This window comes from Burkholderia thailandensis E264 (assembly GCF_000012365.1).
Taxonomy (GTDB): domain Bacteria; phylum Pseudomonadota; class Gammaproteobacteria; order Burkholderiales; family Burkholderiaceae; genus Burkholderia; species Burkholderia thailandensis.
The window spans coordinates 59,769-74,188 of record NC_007650.1 but is presented as its reverse complement, the minus strand read 5'-3'; the positions used below and the strand labels follow the sequence as shown (position 1 = coordinate 74,188).

General features: G+C 65.1%; 12 protein-coding genes and 4 pseudogenes. 3 read left to right on the top strand and 13 right to left on the bottom strand.

What is annotated here, in order from left to right:
* Positions 1-176: 176 nt before the first annotated feature.
* From BTH_RS00370 to BTH_RS00355, 5 genes and pseudogenes are all read right to left on the bottom strand, one after another.
* A pseudogene (locus BTH_RS00370) lies at positions 177-983 on the bottom strand (ShlB/FhaC/HecB family hemolysin secretion/activation protein); the annotation flags it as partial.
* Positions 960-1,163, bottom strand: a pseudogene (locus BTH_RS35810) (hypothetical protein); the annotation flags it as partial. The pseudogenes BTH_RS35810 and BTH_RS00370, both read right to left, overlap by 24 nt.
* Positions 1,160-3,390, bottom strand: a pseudogene (locus tag BTH_RS00365) (filamentous hemagglutinin N-terminal domain-containing protein); the annotation flags it as partial. The pseudogenes BTH_RS35810 and BTH_RS00365, both read right to left, overlap by 4 nt.
* A gap of 450 nt (positions 3,391-3,840) precedes the next feature.
* Positions 3,841-4,029 (bottom strand): hypothetical protein, encoded by a 189-nt coding sequence (locus tag BTH_RS00360; protein WP_025404152.1) that lies wholly within the window; start codon positions 4,027-4,029, stop codon positions 3,841-3,843.
* A gap of 38 nt (positions 4,030-4,067) precedes the next feature.
* On the bottom strand, positions 4,068-4,898 hold the full coding sequence (locus BTH_RS00355; protein WP_009894634.1) for a cation diffusion facilitator family transporter: 831 nt from the start codon (positions 4,896-4,898) through the stop codon (positions 4,068-4,070).
* Here BTH_RS00355 and BTH_RS34845 point away from each other — a divergent pair.
* Positions 4,885-5,049, top strand: a complete 165-nt coding sequence (locus BTH_RS34845; protein WP_009894633.1) for a hypothetical protein — start codon at positions 4,885-4,887, stop codon at positions 5,047-5,049. The genes BTH_RS00355 and BTH_RS34845 overlap by 14 nt on opposite strands.
* A 70-nt stretch (positions 5,050-5,119) precedes the next feature.
* On the opposite strand, the gene BTH_RS00350 is transcribed toward BTH_RS34845, so the two are convergent.
* A complete protein-coding gene (locus BTH_RS00350; protein WP_009894631.1) occupies positions 5,120-5,470 on the bottom strand; it encodes a carboxymuconolactone decarboxylase family protein in 351 nt (116 codons plus the stop codon).
* A gap of 210 nt (positions 5,471-5,680) precedes the next feature.
* Here BTH_RS00350 and BTH_RS00345 point away from each other — a divergent pair, with 210 nt between their 5' ends.
* On the top strand, positions 5,681-6,073 hold the full coding sequence (locus BTH_RS00345) for a hypothetical protein (RefSeq protein ID WP_009894629.1): 393 nt from the start codon (positions 5,681-5,683) through the stop codon (positions 6,071-6,073).
* A 116-nt stretch (positions 6,074-6,189) separates the two neighbouring features.
* On the opposite strand, the pseudogene BTH_RS34840 reads toward BTH_RS00345, so the two are convergent.
* The 4 genes and pseudogenes from BTH_RS34840 to BTH_RS00335 all read right to left on the bottom strand — a co-directional run.
* Positions 6,190-6,394, bottom strand: a pseudogene (locus tag BTH_RS34840) (response regulator); the annotation flags it as partial.
* A gap of 24 nt (positions 6,395-6,418) precedes the next feature.
* Positions 6,419-7,156 carry a cytochrome b/b6 domain-containing protein gene (locus BTH_RS00340; RefSeq protein WP_025370041.1) on the bottom strand — a complete coding sequence of 246 codons (738 nt, stop codon included), beginning with the start codon at positions 7,154-7,156 and terminating at the stop codon, positions 6,419-6,421.
* Positions 7,157-7,220: 64 nt separating this feature from the next.
* Positions 7,221-7,424 (bottom strand): DUF1924 domain-containing protein, encoded by a 204-nt coding sequence (locus BTH_RS34835; protein WP_373366135.1) that lies wholly within the window; start codon positions 7,422-7,424, stop codon positions 7,221-7,223.
* Between the two features lie 68 nt (positions 7,425-7,492).
* Entirely contained in the window at positions 7,493-8,194 is a 702-nt protein-coding gene (locus BTH_RS00335; protein WP_223297140.1) for a hypothetical protein, read from the bottom strand.
* Positions 8,195-8,434: 240 nt separating this feature from the next.
* On the opposite strand from BTH_RS00335, the gene BTH_RS00330 reads away from it, so the two are divergent.
* Complete coding sequence (locus BTH_RS00330) at positions 8,435-8,929, top strand: CreA family protein (RefSeq protein ID WP_009894623.1); 495 nt, start codon at positions 8,435-8,437, stop codon at positions 8,927-8,929.
* 558 nt (positions 8,930-9,487) lie between these two features.
* On the opposite strand, the gene BTH_RS00325 is transcribed toward BTH_RS00330, so the two are convergent.
* From BTH_RS00325 to BTH_RS00315, 3 genes are read right to left on the bottom strand one after another with little or no spacing between them, the layout of a single operon-like run.
* A complete protein-coding gene (locus BTH_RS00325; protein WP_009894621.1) occupies positions 9,488-11,056 on the bottom strand; it encodes an efflux RND transporter periplasmic adaptor subunit in 1,569 nt (522 codons plus the stop codon).
* Positions 11,053-13,422 (bottom strand): ABC transporter permease, encoded by a 2,370-nt coding sequence (locus BTH_RS00320; protein WP_009907062.1) that lies wholly within the window; start codon positions 13,420-13,422, stop codon positions 11,053-11,055. The genes BTH_RS00325 and BTH_RS00320 overlap by 4 nt, the downstream gene beginning before the upstream one ends.
* Complete coding sequence (locus BTH_RS00315) at positions 13,416-14,120, bottom strand: ABC transporter ATP-binding protein (protein ID WP_009894617.1); 705 nt, start codon at positions 14,118-14,120, stop codon at positions 13,416-13,418. Before BTH_RS00315 ends, BTH_RS00320 begins: the two co-directional genes overlap by 7 nt.
* Positions 14,121-14,420 lie beyond the last annotated feature (300 nt).

The following is a 14,420-nucleotide window of genomic DNA, read 5'->3' as shown; positions in this document are numbered from 1 at the left end:
CCCGCGCTCGTGACAGGGCTGCCACTGCAGCGTGGGCAACAGAGCCGCGGGGCGGGCTCTCGGACAGCAGCGCGACGATCAGCGCGCTCGGACAGGCCGTCAGTTCTCGATCTTCTCGATCCTCGCCGGCGTCGTCTCCGACGACAGCGGGCCGAGTATCGGATTGCGCCTCATCGTCAGAATTGTGCCGTGACCTGAAAGCCAACCGTGACTCGCGCCGTCGGGAATCCGGACGGCTTGTAGATCGGCATGCCGGCAAACAGATCGTAACCGTAGGCGCCCAATCGGGTCGCGACGGCCCCCTTCACGCCGATCACAGCGCCCGCCAGTTGCGTGCCGACGAGGGCGACCGGCTGCGGGCCCCACACGCGGCCGTAGTCGATGCCGGCATATACCGCCTGTCCGGATTGGCCGATCGGCGCCTGCAGCTCGTTGCGCCAATAGAAGCCACGGGAAGCGGCCAGCATCGTCTCGCCGTCGAATCCGCGCACCGTGTAGCGGCTGCCGATCGTCAGATCGTCGATGTAGTACAGCGTGTTTCCCGTGTACTGACCGTGGAAAGTCGTCACGTAGCGAAACGGCTGCCGCGCGATCGCGAACGGCACCGACAGGTTCGCGTCGAGCACCGCCATCTTGTAGCGGTAGGTCGGGCCGCCGCCGGCCGCGAGGCTGTCGTCCTGCGCGCCGAACGCGCCGATGCCTTGGCGGTACGCGAGCGTCCCGTCGAACTGCGCATTGCCGAAGTAGTGGCGATCGGTCAGGCCGAACTCGATGAACGTGTTGTTGCGGCGCTGCTGCGGGATTTCGGTGTCTTCGATGAAGCTCTGGCCGAAGCGGCGCGACAGCCGGACCTGCGCGCCGAACACGTCGTTCTGGCTGCGCGACAGCACACGGTTCAGCTTGAAATCGACGGTCTTCGAGTTGCCGCTCGCGACGAACGTCTGGTTCACGCCGGCGATCTGCTGGTAGTACGTGTTCGTGTAGACGACCGGCACCAACACCGACTGACCGTCGACCACGCGCGTTTCCATCATGATCACGTTGCCGGTCAGCTTCGACACCTGATCCGCCGACAGGCTCGCGCCTACGGCCAATCCGAGCGACTTCGACAAATCGGCGCCGGCCGCCATCAGCGATTGGTACATCGTCTGCAGGTCCGCGTAAGCGTGCCGTTACCGGCATGGGTGATCGTGCCGCCGTCGTTAATCAGCGAAGCGGGGGCGAGCGTCAGGTCGGTACTGTTGGTTTGCAGCGTGCCGCCGCCGGAGTTGTCGAGCGTGCTCGACACATTGACGGCCATCGCGCCGGTGCCGGTCTGCGTGATCGTGCCGGCATGGTTCGCGAGGTCGGTCGCGTTCAACGACAGTTGACCGGCCTGCACGGTGCCGGCACGGTTGTCGAGCGTCGTTCCGCTGAGCGCCGCGGTCTGGCCGACAATCGAGCCGCCGTCGTTCGTCAGTCGCGCACCCGCATCCACCGCGACGTTTTGCGCGGCCTGCAGCGTGCCTCGGCCGTTGTCGACCGACTGGCCCGAGACGCGCAGGTTCGCATTGGACGTGATCCTTCCGTGGTTGGCGACGTTGCCGCCCTGCACGGTGACGGCGCCGTTGCCGCCGATGACGCCGCCTTGCGCGCCGTTCGCCGTCGTGCCGGCTGCATTGGTTAGTTGGCCAGTCGCCGTGATCGACAGGCCATCGCCATTGAGTGACGTGATTCGGCCCGCCGTGTTGTCCACCGACACCCCGGCCACCGTCATGCCCGCCGCGCTTTGAATGGTGCCCTGGTTGTTCGCGAGGGTGCCGCCATGCATGTTCATCGTGCTCTGGGACACCAATTCGCCGGACTGATTGGCGATTTGGCCGGCGGCCGTCACCGACAGCGCCCCCTGCGACGACACCTTGCCGCCCTGGTTCGAGAGGCTGCCGACGGCAAGCGTTGTGCCTGCGCCGCTCGACAGATTGCCGCGATCGTTGATCACCGTTCCCGTCGCATTCGCAGTCACGGCCCCTTGGGCGCTTGTCGTCGCGTTCGACAGGTTCATGTCGCCGCTCGTCGCGTTCAGCGACAGATTGCCGTTCGCGGCCGTCTGGCTGCCGGCGAGGTTCACGCTGCCGCCCGTCAGCGACGCGTTGCCGCCCGCGACATTCCGGCCGATTGCGCTCAGTTGGCCCGAGGCCGTCAGCTTCAGTTCACCACTGCGCGCCACCGAGCCGTCGTTGTTCACGCCCGCGCCGAGCGTGCCCGTCGAATTGACGCTGCCCGCGTTCACCGTCGTATTCTGCTGCGCCGCGAGCGTCCCGCTGTTCGTGAGATCGGCGCTCGTGCTGGCCGACAGCGATTGCTGCGCGTACGTCGTGCCGCTATTCTGAATTCCGCCCGCGGCCGACAACGCAAGGTTGCCGCTCGCAGTCGTCCTGCCGGTGAGGACGAGTCGGCCATTCACCTGCAGTGTCAGGTCGCCCGCCTGCGCAGCGATCGTGCCGGCATTCGCCACCCCCACACCGTTCTCATTCGATGCGAGGAAGATTCGATTGCTATACATCCCGCCCAGTTGGCCGACGTCGATCGCGACTGCCGGAGCAGGACCTTCGCCGGCGATCGGCGTCGCGGCGAGCGTGTCGCGGTTGACCTGGCTCGCGCCTGTGATCACGTTCAGGTTCTTCGCGTAGACCGCTGCGTTCATCTGCACCGCACGTGCGATCAGGTCGACCTGATCGATGTTCGACGCATTCAGGCCGGCGCCCGCGACCGTCACGAGCCCCCGGTTGACGGTGTATCCGGCGAGCGAGCCGTCGGAGCCGTAAAACGGCACGCCAGTGGTCAGGGTCGCGCGGCTGGTATTGAGAAAGCCGCCGCCGTCGACAAAAATCCCGGACGGGTTGGCCAGGACGAGTTCCGCGCGGGCGCCGGCTATCTCGACGGTGCCGCGTATTTGGGATGGGTTCGGGCTGTTGACCTGGTTGACGATGATCCGCGCGGCCTGTCCGGCTCCGTAATTCGGGTTGCCGTTGATCCAGCCCCCTGCTGGGTCTGAACCATCGAGGCCGAGTTGTTCAGGATCGCGCCGGCCTTTTGTACGTCGAACTGGTTGTAGGTGTTGACCGATACGCCTGCGCTCGACGGACGCGCCACGTTGACTTGAGGCAAGCCGTTCTGGGTCTGGATGACCTGCGTGCCGGCACCTGGCGTCGGCACGATTTGCGCCAACGCCGGCACGGGCAGGATGCCCGAGACGGCCATCGCGACCGATGCCGCCCGCACGGTGCGCGAACGCCTGCCCGCACGCGTCTCGCCGCCCGCCGATTTGCCCGCGGCAGCGGCCGTTTCTTCGACGGCCACCACCATCCCCCGGAGTCTGGAATACACCAGACGGTAGGTCTTGTTATTCATTGTTCTACGCCAGTCATTTTTTTGCCGCGTGAACAATACTGATGAATGCAGCCCAATACTGTCAATAATTGCTAAATCGCCGATACAAAACCGCAAATCGTCGAGTTCCCCTGTCAGATCTAACAGGATAAAGTGCTTGAGATCGCTGCTGTTCCGGACGCTCGTGATACTGGCCGTGTAGCGTCACGCCCTGCGCAGGGCGAAGCGTCGCCATGCCCATGAGTGAAGTTCACGAGGCCGCATACCCAGCGTTGCCCGCCGGTCTCGAGGAAGTGAAGCTGCGCCCGTCCACACGTCCGGCACGGCCGAGATCCGGCTCGTGCTCGGCCGGTCCCGGCAAGCACCCACGCGCGTGCTCATACTTGCGCGACTGAAGCGGCTGCCACGGCTCGGGTATCGAATCGCCCGCCCCTGGTTTCCATTCGATCGATCTTGATGGCTCCCTCGGCGTCACGCCCATCCAAGGGTGAGGCCGAACTCGAAAGCGCTTACCTCGGCGGATATTTCGTCGTCACGCAACCGGCCTTGCTCGGCTTCGTCTTTGGGTTGATGAAGCTCGACTGGCGCGCCCTCGTCGACGAACGTCGATTGCGGTTCCGGCGCGGCCATCATCCGCGCAGCTCCGAGCGACGCCGGCATGCGCGACGTTCCGAACCGGTACGTCGCCCCTTTCCTGCCTACTCGCGTCGAATCCCGGCCGCGACTTCAGCGGGCGTTTCGCGCTTGCACGGATCGACGTGCGTCATCACGTTCAAAACACGGTGATGCCGCATCACGCGCGCACGCGCGTTCACAGCGATGTCGTGCCCTTGCGCAACGGTGAGATCGGCGTCGATGTCGAGATGCACGTCCACGAGGATCAGATCGCCGGTCTTTCGCGTGCGCAGGTCGTGCACGTCAAGCACGCCCGGCGTCGCAAGCAGCGTCGCGCGGATCGCCTGCACGTCCTTGACGTCGGCCGCCCGATCCATCAGGTCATGCAACGCGTCCCAACCGAACGTGGCGCCCATTTTCACGATCATCCCGCCGACGATCAGCGCGGCGACGGGATCGAGCAGCGGATAGCCGAGCAGATTGCCGACGATGCCGCATGCGACCACCAGAGAAGAGGCGGCATCCGAACGCGCATGCCAGGCGTTGGCGACCAGCATGCTCGACTTCACTCGCGTTGCCGCCGCAAGCATGTAACGGAACAGGCCTTCCTTCGCGACGAGCGCGATGAGCGCCACCGATAGCGCCGCGACGTGGACGCGCGCGATCGCTTCCGGATGCTCGAGCTTCTGGATGGCGGACCACAGCATCCCGCCACCGACCAGCAGCAGAATCGCCGCAAGTGCGAGCGACGCACCGGTTTCGAAGCGTTGATGTCCATACGGATGCTTTTCGTCGACCGGTTTCCTGCTGTGGTGGCCGGCCATCAGCACGACGAAATCCGCGACCAGGTCGGACAATGAGTGAATGCCGTCCGCGACGAGACCCTGCGATCGAGACAGGATGCCGATCACCACCTGTCCGATGCTCAGCGTGAGGTTTACGGCGACGCTCACCCAGGTGCTTCGGGTGGCCGCTGCGGCCATCGCCGGCGTCACTTCTGCGATGGGTTCCGGCACGACGTCGGGATTATTTGGCATCACGATTCAGGTCACGTTCCAGGATTGAACAAACTCGGAAAGTCGCATGCACACGGGGGCGGCACGTATGGCGTTCCGGCACTGCCGAACACCGACGTTCACGCCGCCGGCTCGCCGACCGCCATCAACGTAGGCGCCGCGTACATCATCGACGGGCCGCCGCCCATGTAGACGGCGACACCGGCCGCCTCCTCGACTTCCTCACGCGTCGCCTTGCGCTTGATCGGCGGCGATTGCCTGTCGAAACCGATGCAGTCGCCGCAGCGGCATGATATCCCGATGCCCAACGCGATCAGCCCGCGAGTCTTCTTCGTCAGCGCGCCGTCCTTGGCACCGGCAACCGCCAACGCGCCGAAGGCGGACATCGGGTCGGGTTGCGATTGCCGCAGCTTGCGCATCTGGTCGGCGAGCTCCACGGTTCTTTCACGATAGCGCAGGGAATTCGACATGGCCGATCGACTCCGCAATGGACCGATCAAGGCGGCGCGCCACGCCGCAACGCGTGCCGCACGATGATGCACGGTACAGTTGACGTCAACGTGATGGCCGGCATGCATTTCAATGGTATTGGCGGCTACCCGGCGCCACTTGATCTGACACAAAGGATCTGCCGCCTTTCCGTGTACCGTTGAATGCACACAAATGGTTTGGAGATTGCCATGTTCCGTGCGAATACGTTCACTGCGACGTGCCTGGTCGGCGTCGCGATCGCGATGACGGCCGGTCTGGCCGACGCCCAGCCTCGCCAGCCAACTCAAGGCGCGGCCGTCGAGTCGGGAGGCATGATTTACGGCAGTCAACTGATGACGCCGGCCGAGCGGGTTGAATACCGTACGCGGATGCGCTCGGCAGCGTCGGATGCCGAGCGCGAGAAAATCCGCGCCGAACATCATGCCGAGATGCAGAAGCGTGCGAACGCGCGCGGAATCAAGCTCCCCGACACGCCCCCCATGCGCGGCATGCATCGCGGGCAAGGGATGGGGATGGGCACGGGTCCCGGCTACATGCACGGCCAGCCCGGCGGCCCCGCAAGCGGCGCCGCCGGCCAGTGATCGCCCGGTTCGGCGCGTCCGGTAACGAACGCGCCGAACCGTTCGCCACCGGCCGTTCTCGCGGGCGCCCGCCACGCGTCGACATTGGCCTGTCGTATCAGTCATGCGCATGATGGTCTGCGAATGCGTTGCAGAACATCCATGCCTTCCACGCGCGGCAAACCGAGATCGAGGACCGTCGCGGCGTGACCATGCGCGCGCAGCTCGTGCAGGGCCCGAGTCGCCATCGCGTACCCAGTCGACCTGGAAGCCTTGCTGGCGCATTCCGGCACGAATGCCGTCGCCGAGCGGGACATCGTCCTCCACAAGCAGGATGCGCACGACCAAGCACTCCGCACGCGGCCGTCAGTCGTCATCCCGGCCCACCCGGCTTTCGTGGCGGTCGTTTTGCGTCGCGACCGGCCGATCCGTCGGCGTGTGCTGCGGTGCGGCACGCCATTGTGTCCACCACCAGCCGATCGCCGCGGCCGTCATGACCGCGGCAACGCCCCACCACGCGCGCCGAATGCCGTCGATCGGCATGCCGCGCCGGTAGCCGGTCACCATCGCACCAGCCAGATTCTCGCGATGAGCGACGCTGCTGATCAATACGGCGGCCACGTGCACCGCGACGAGCGCCAGCATGGCGTTCGCCGCGCCCTCATGGAAATCGCCGAACGATTCGCCATATCCCGTATAGGCCGTCCATCCGGTCGCCCCGGTGATGATCGTCATCGCCAGCATGACAACGATCGCAACGGCTCCGGCCGGATTGTGGCCCGCGTAATGTTCAGGCCGGCCTTGCGCGAGGCTCGCCAGGTACCGGATAACGGTTGCCGGCGGGCGCACGAACGAAGAGAATCGCGCATGACGCGTGCCGACCACGCCCCACACGACGCGGAACAGCACGAGTCCCAGCATCGTGTATCCGAACGCGACGTGCATCAACCGCCAGCGCTCGCTCTCCGCGGTAAGCCACGCGCCGACGAAGGAAACGACCATCAGCCAGTGGAACACGCGAATCGGAGCATCCCAGACCAGTATCCGGGCGGGACGTGATTGATCCGCTTGACCTTCTGCCGGGGATGCAGACGAATTGTTCATCGAAGTCTCCTTTGCATTCACACCCGACGACGCCCCTGCAATTTCGGCGAAACCATTTTTCCGTTCAGGCGCCGTCCGTGAACCGGGCCGGGTTGAAAGCGGGCGCGATCGGCTCGATGGCCTTGCCGGTAACGACGTGCCCGCCCGCACCGGCCGGCGTGCTGCGATGACAGGTCGCACAGCGCCAGCCGCGCCCATGTCGGGAGGTGAAGAACGTTGACCGCGCGACGGCATGGCGTCCGCCGGCAACCGGGCCGGCGTTCGGCAGGTACGCCGGCGGTGGCGGCCACGCACATCGCAGCCCCCCGCCATGACCGGCAAGGCATGCGAACCGAATCAGATAGCCGCATCGTGATGCTCCTGAGAGATGCGTTCATCTTCGTGCGGATTCCTTACCGGATTCTTAACGCGTTGACGCCCTGTCGCGAGCGCGATGCCGCACGCCGCCCCCGATCGACTCGAACATCCGAAATGCCGGCGCGAAGCCGGCGGTAGGGGCAAACCTGCATAATCATCGAAACCGTAACGGCCGAGGCGATCGCCCGTCGGCACTGACCGGCGCCATCGCGCAGATTGCCGCCTCGACCTTGCGCCCCCCGTGCACAGATGCCTGACATCGTGTCGATCCGGATCTTCCCAGTAGAACCGGAGCTCGGCGCCTCGATGCGAATCGATCCGCACCTGCTTCGTCTCGCGACCATGACGATCGCGCGCCGATGCCGTGTGGCATCCTGCGGGAAGACGCACATACAGGAACGGGCCCGTCGCCTGCGCCGCGAGAACCTGCCGCGGGCCTTCCTGAATCACGGCGTCGAAGACGGACAAGTGCTTGCCCGTCTTCGACACGAAAGTCATGTGCAGGTTATAGCGAGAGGCTTGCTCGCTAAACACGGCGGCTTCGTCCGAACCGATGCCGCCCGCCACATATGTCACCCCGTCGCGCTCGATCGGCGTCAACGCGGTATCGGCATAGCTGACCGCCGCCACGGTCGAGAAGCGCCCTGACGCGCATCGCGCGCCGAGGATTCCGGTCGTCATGCTCGTCTCCATTCGCACGCGTGACGTCTTGGCGTCCGCTTCGGCCCGACGTGCGGCACGCCGAACGGTCACGCAGGCGCCGTGCACGGCTTCCGCCGCCCTTGCAGCAAGCATCCCGCCACCTGCTCGCTCCACCTTGACGCAAGTCAAGCGTTCGATACCCGCACAAACCTAGTCTGAACGTCAATCAGTCTCGTTGCGCGAAAGATCGGCCGAGACAGATTTGCCGACTAGTCGAGGATGCGGGCGATGATCACGCTGCGAACCAGTACGTGGATTGCTTCCGTCGCGCTTGCGATCTTCTTCGCATCCGCAGTTGATGCAGAAGAGCTGGCGCGCATTTCACCGCACTCTCAGCGCTACGGGACCCATATCGGAATTTCCGCGTACGACGACCCGCTGCTCAAGGGCGTGACGTGCTTCGTTTCGGAGCCGCACACGAGCGACGAACGGCCCTCCTTCCGCGACGGACATGGCGCCGAAGCGTCGGTGTCCTGCCACCAGACCGGAACGCTCGCGGCTACCGCCCGCTTGCCGCGTCAGGCTCAGGTGTTCGACGAATCGGTCGATCCTGTATTTCGATCGGTGCATGTGGTCCGGATTTTCGATATCCGGCGTCTCGTCGTCCTGTATTTCTCATACATGGAAAGCGACGTGGCCGGCAATCTCCCGGGGCATGTGGATGTCGTCCGACTGCCCGTGCACTGGGGAAGAACGGGCGCATCCGCCAAATGATGCCGCGCGAGCGATACGTCGTTGGCAACAAGCCGAGCGCCCGCTGCGGCGTATCGACCGGGCCGGCTCAAGATTCCCGACGGCCAGCCCGGTCGCGTCGCTATCGCGGCGCGCTGTCGGCACGTCAGCCACGGCGAGGGCGCCTCGCGGCGATTGATCTGCATCAAGCCCGCATTCTCGCTCCACGTCAGCATCAACAATATGCCGGTCAATCTGCTCCAGCATTGTCGACACGGTACATCCACCGCCGAGGAGGCCCCGATGCGCTCGCGAATTTTCCTTGTGCTGCTCGCCTGGCTGGCATTACTGGTCGGCGAGGTATCGACCGCTTGTGCGAACGATCTGACGCGCAGCGTGACGACACGCGATCTCGCCGTCCACTACGGCGTGGTTCCGGCAGGCAGCACCGTCGCGCCGGGCGGCAGTTCCGACGAGGCATCGCGCAATGTGAACCTGTACCGGCTCACGGTCGCCCTGTTCGACAGGTCGACCGGAAAGCGCATTGAAAATGCACACGTCGTTGCCGTTGTTCGGGGACCGCGAAGCGAAGCCAGCGCCTTACACGCGACGTCGACACGGATACAACTCGCCCCGGCGCGGGACGGCAATGCGGTCACGTACGGAAATGTGTTCGACGCGCGTTGGAAAGGCGTCTATCACATTGATCTCATGATTACGAGAGACGGCATCGCACATCCGGAGCACGTCCGTCTCAACTACGACCAGCAGTTCTGACTCGTCGAAGCGGTACCTCGCGTTCGCTTCCGTGCTGCTGCCCGTAGCGCGAATGCGCCCTCGTGCGCCTTCGTGTGCCATTCGGCAGCGCAGCGGACTCGTGCCTCTCGCCCTTGCGAGAGAACCGCCGGCAGCCGTCAGGCGAACCGGGCATTTCGTTCCGATGCGCCAGCCGGTTCGCACGCGCATGTTCGCAACGCCGCGAAGACCGAACGGGCTACTCCGTCTGGCGCAACCGAACCGGCGTGTTTTCCGCAAGCGTGGTCGGCGGGTACACGACAACGGTTTTTCCGTTCTGCAGGCCATCCAGCACTTGAGCCGCCTCGGCATTGCGCTGTCCGATCTGAACGACAGCCGGATCGCCCGCCCGTGATCGACCTCGAACACGCACCATTGCTCCGCACACCGGAACAGCGCGCCTACCGGCACGCTCAGCACATCCATTCGCTCCCATATGACGATTCTGCCCTGCACGCGATAACCGTCGCTCAGACGTCCGGGCGGCGCGCTCAGGTCGGCAACCACATGCACGCGCTGTTCTTCCACGCCGAGCGCCGATATCTTCGTGAACGCGCCCGGCTCGACGACACGCACCCTTGCGTCGATGGGCGCGGTGCCGCCCCAATCCTCCACGGAGACGCGCATGCCCGGGCTGATCTTGACCGCGTCGGTCGATAGGACGTCGATGACGACTTCGTAACGCGAAGGATCGGCCAGCAGCATGATCGCGGTGCCCGCGGGTACGACACGCTCGCTCTTTTCGTCCACACGCAGCAGCACCGCGTCGACCGGGGAACGAACCTTGACGGGCAGCCCTGCCTCGAGTGCCTCGAGATTCGCCGTGGCAGCCCGAACTTCGGCGGCTGCGGACTTCTCGCGTGCCGACGCCGCATCGAGATCGTTTCTGCCCGTCGCCTCGATGGCGCGCAACTGCTCCATGCTTTGCCTGGAGATGGCGCCTGCATCGACCAGTGTCTGGCCTCGCTCACGTTCCCGGCGCGCCTGCGCGAGATCGGCGCGGGTATGCGCGACACGCGCCTGCGCCTCGCGCAGCGACGCCTCCGCGGCCTCCACGCGTGCACGCTGTTGCGCGTTTTCACCGGGCGTCATCGGCACGGGCACGAGCACCGCGATCACCTCTCCGGCTCGCACCCGGTCTCCTTCACGCAGCATCACGCGCAGCAAGCGGCCCGTGATCGGCGCCGTGACCACGTAGCGATCATGCGCACGAATCTCGCCATCCTCGTCGATCGTGACCCGCAGCGGGCCCGTCGTCACCTTCGCAGTATCGACAACTATCGGTGCCGGCCAAAACGCATAGCCGAGCGCGAGCGCGACCGCGAGCGCGCCGGACACGAAGAACAAAAGCTGGCCCTTGCCGGCGCGCGTCATGATTCCCTCGCCTTGAGCACGGCGACGATGTCGAGACTTCCGATCTTCCGCGCCACCAGCAAACCCGATCCCGCCACCGTGCTCGCGGTCACCAGGAATGCCTGCGCGAATGTAGCCGGCTGCACCACGAGAGGCAGGCGATACAGATCCGTTGCAAGCCGATCCGCCAGGAACGCGCATACGCCGTAGCCCAGTAACAGGCCGGCCGGAGTCGCAAGCGCGGCGAGAAGAAACTGCTCACCGAGCAGAATCCATGCAACCTCCATGCGCGTGAATCCGAGCACGCGCAGTGACGCCAACTGCTGCAAGCGCTCGGAATAGGCGATACGCATCCCGTTGAACGCGACACCGAAGGCAATGACGCAAGCGAACGTGAAATTGATGGACGTCGAAAGCCGGACGCTTTCATTCATGATCTTGCGAAAGCTGTCTATCACCGACTGTCGGACGGCCACTGCATTGACGGCGGGCATGCGCTTGAGCGTGGCGTACAGACGGCCGGCCGCGCGAGCGTCGATCTGCAGCCACGCACCGGACCAGTTGCCGCCTTCTCCGAGAAGGCGCGCGAGCGCCTGCTGGTCCATGTAGGCGCGAACGCCGACCAGTTCCCCGACGCGGCCCGCGAGCGTGACCTGCCGCGACTGGCGCTTGCCTTCCAACACCTCCACGGTGACCTGGTCGCCCGCGTGCACGCCAAGGGTGTCGGCGAGTTGCGACGAAATCACGATGCCGTCCGGCGGCACCCGAAACGGCAGGCCCCGTTCGTCGACCAGGCGATGCATCTGCGCCGGCGGCGCGATCCCGCTCAGCGACACCCGGCGCGATCGATAACCGGCGGAGATCCGGATGGGCACATCGCGAAACGGCTCGACGCGCAGCACGCCCGGCAGGTTCTGGAGCGCATAGATGGCTCGATGGGACAACGGCTGCGCGAATGCCACCGTCAAGTCCTGCCGTTCGACGCGCTGAAACTGAACGTCGAACAGATAATCGATCGCGTCGAAGAAGAAGCCGCCCGTCACGAGGATCGCACTCGCGCAGGCCATCGCAATGCACGACAGCAGCGATTTGAGCGGTTGCCGCGTGATGTTGCGGGCGATCATCCGCCACGTTACGCCGAGATGCCGGTACAGGCCGAACCGTTCAAGCCACCCGGTCGCGAATTCGGGCGGCAGCGGGGCTCGCATCGCCTCCACGGGCATCAGCCCGGCGGCCTTCGTCACGCCGGCGGCCGTCCCGGCCAGCGCGGTGGCGAAGCTCACGATGGCAGCGAGAATCGCGACATGCGCGTCGACATGGTATTCAAGGCGAGCGAATCGGTAGTACCGCGCGTACAACGCGGTCAGCGACGAGCCCAGCGCCAGACCGGCGGCATAGCCAATGGCGGCCCCCGCCGCCGCAATCAGGCACGCGAACTGAAGATAATGCAGGGCGACCCTGGCGTTTCCGTATCCGAACGCTTTCATCAGACCGATCTGCATGCGCTGGGTATCGACCAGCCGGTTCAGGACGTTCTGAAGCAGAAACATGGTCACACAGAAGAAGATCGCCGGAACATAGGTGGCCGTGATGCGGTTCTGCGCGATTTCGTCCGAGATGAACCGGTTCGACACCTGATCTTCTCGCGTGATCGTGCCGAGCCCGCCGTAGGAAGCCAGTTCGCGATCGACCTGCGCGACAACGCGCGGCACGATCGCACCGCCATCGAGCGAAAGCACCAGGTCGTTGAACGCACCGTCCATGCGGAAGGCGGCCGATACGGCTTCGGTGCCCATCCAGAGCACGCCATAGTGGCGATTGTCCGGGAAGATGGAGCCGGCTCCGGTTTCGTACACGTATTCCGGTGAAATGGCGATGCCGACGATCTGAAGGCGCTTCCAGCGTCCGTTCAGCACGGCGCCGATGCGCTGCCCCGTGCGCAGGTGGTTCGCCTCGGCGAACGCGGCGCTGACCAGCACTTCATCGTCACGGCCTGGCGCGACGTACCGGCCGCGCTGAAGATGCAGCAGATCGAGCGACGGCCCGCCCCGTTCGGGAACCGAGACGACATGGCCGGTGGCGGGTTCGGCGAGCCCCGGCACGTCGAGCGTGACATCGGCCACCACGCGCGCGTCGACGGCGGCGACGCCTGGCAATGCCGCTATGCGCGTCGCGACCGCAAGCGGCGCGCGTTTCAGATGCACGAAAAGGTCGGCGAACCGGTGCGACGTATAGTAGTCCTGCTGCGCCCGCAGCAGGACCAGGTACGTGCTGCGCATCGCGACGAACGAGGCCACGCCGCAGGCAACGACCAGCACCGCCGCAATCGCCTGAGCGCGCATGCGCCAGAGATCGCGCCACGACAGGCGTATTAGGGCGCTCACCATGTGAGTTCCCGAGCATCCGAACGTCGCGCATTGCGGTGTTCTTCGACGATCGTGCCGCTACTCATGCGCACGACCCGGTTCGCCATCTCCGCGATGACGGCGTTGTGGGTCACGACTATGGTCAGCGTGCCGAACTCCCGGTTGACCCGCTCCAGCACGTCGAGCACGAGCCGCCCGGTGCGAAAATCCAGCGCGCCCGTCGGCTCGTCGCACAGCAGGACGTCCGGCCGCTTGGCAACGGCTCGGGCGATCGCCACACGTTGCTGCTCGCCGCCCGACATTTGCGAAGGAAAGTGCCCGGCCAACGAGTCGATGCCGACCATGCGCAACGCGTCATCGGGATCGAGCGGATGCTCTGCGATATCGGTCACGAGCGCGACGTTCTCGCGAGCGGTCAAGCCGGGTATGAGGTTGTAGAACTGGAACACGAAACCGACGTGCTCGCGCCTGAACCGGGTCAGTTCGCGCTCGGTCGCGGTGGAGAGACGATGGTCGCGGTAATCGATGATGCCGCTCGTGGGCGTGTCGAGCCCGCCCATCAGGTTGAGCAGTGTCGATTTTCCGCTACCCGATGCGCCGAGCAGCACCACGAACTCGCCAGCCTCGAGTCCGAGCGTGACGTCCTTCAGCGCATGGACGCTGACGCTTCCCATCGGATAGATCTTGCTGACTGCCTGAATGGAAAGGACGGTTTCCATTGCGCACTCGATACGAAAGCTCGCGCGTGCAGATCACATTAGCGATTCACCCGGCTTGTCGATTGATCTGCGTCAACGGCCAACTCCACGAGAATTTCGTTCGCCGGCGCTCGCGCGCCGGGCCTGCAGTCGCCGGGACAAACGAACGCCGCGTCACGGAAGCCGGAGCAACGCTGAACGTGATTCTTGTCGGAGATCAAATGGCGCCCAGCCGCGCGTACCTAGAGTCGAATCGAACGGGCGCAGCCCTTGCGGCGCTCCGGCACGAATGGACGCGCTGTATCGAACGATGCATCGGGC

Excerpts from the sequence above, each read along its gene's own strand:
- BTH_RS00360 (WP_025404152.1), bottom strand. The coding sequence starts at position 4,029 with ATGCCGGCGTCGCTCGGAGCTGCGCGGATGATGGCCGCGCCGGAACCG.
- BTH_RS34845 (WP_009894633.1), top strand. The coding sequence starts at position 4,885 with ATGCCGATCACCACCTGTCCGATGCTCAGCGTGAGGTTTACGGCGACG.
- BTH_RS00350 (WP_009894631.1), bottom strand. The coding sequence starts at position 5,470 with ATGTCGAATTCCCTGCGCTATCGTGAAAGAACCGTGGAGCTCGCCGAC.
- BTH_RS00345 (WP_009894629.1), top strand. The coding sequence starts at position 5,681 with ATGTTCCGTGCGAATACGTTCACTGCGACGTGCCTGGTCGGCGTCGCG.
- BTH_RS00340 (WP_025370041.1), bottom strand. The coding sequence starts at position 7,156 with ATGAACAATTCGTCTGCATCCCCGGCAGAAGGTCAAGCGGATCAATCA.
- BTH_RS00335 (WP_223297140.1), bottom strand. The coding sequence starts at position 8,194 with ATGACGACCGGAATCCTCGGCGCGCGATGCGCGTCAGGGCGCTTCTCG.
- BTH_RS00330 (WP_009894623.1), top strand. The coding sequence starts at position 8,435 with ATGCGGGCGATGATCACGCTGCGAACCAGTACGTGGATTGCTTCCGTC.
- BTH_RS00325 (WP_009894621.1), bottom strand. The coding sequence starts at position 11,056 with ATGACGCGCGCCGGCAAGGGCCAGCTTTTGTTCTTCGTGTCCGGCGCG.
- BTH_RS00320 (WP_009907062.1), bottom strand. The coding sequence starts at position 13,422 with ATGGTGAGCGCCCTAATACGCCTGTCGTGGCGCGATCTCTGGCGCATG.
- BTH_RS00315 (WP_009894617.1), bottom strand. The coding sequence starts at position 14,120 with ATGGAAACCGTCCTTTCCATTCAGGCAGTCAGCAAGATCTATCCGATG.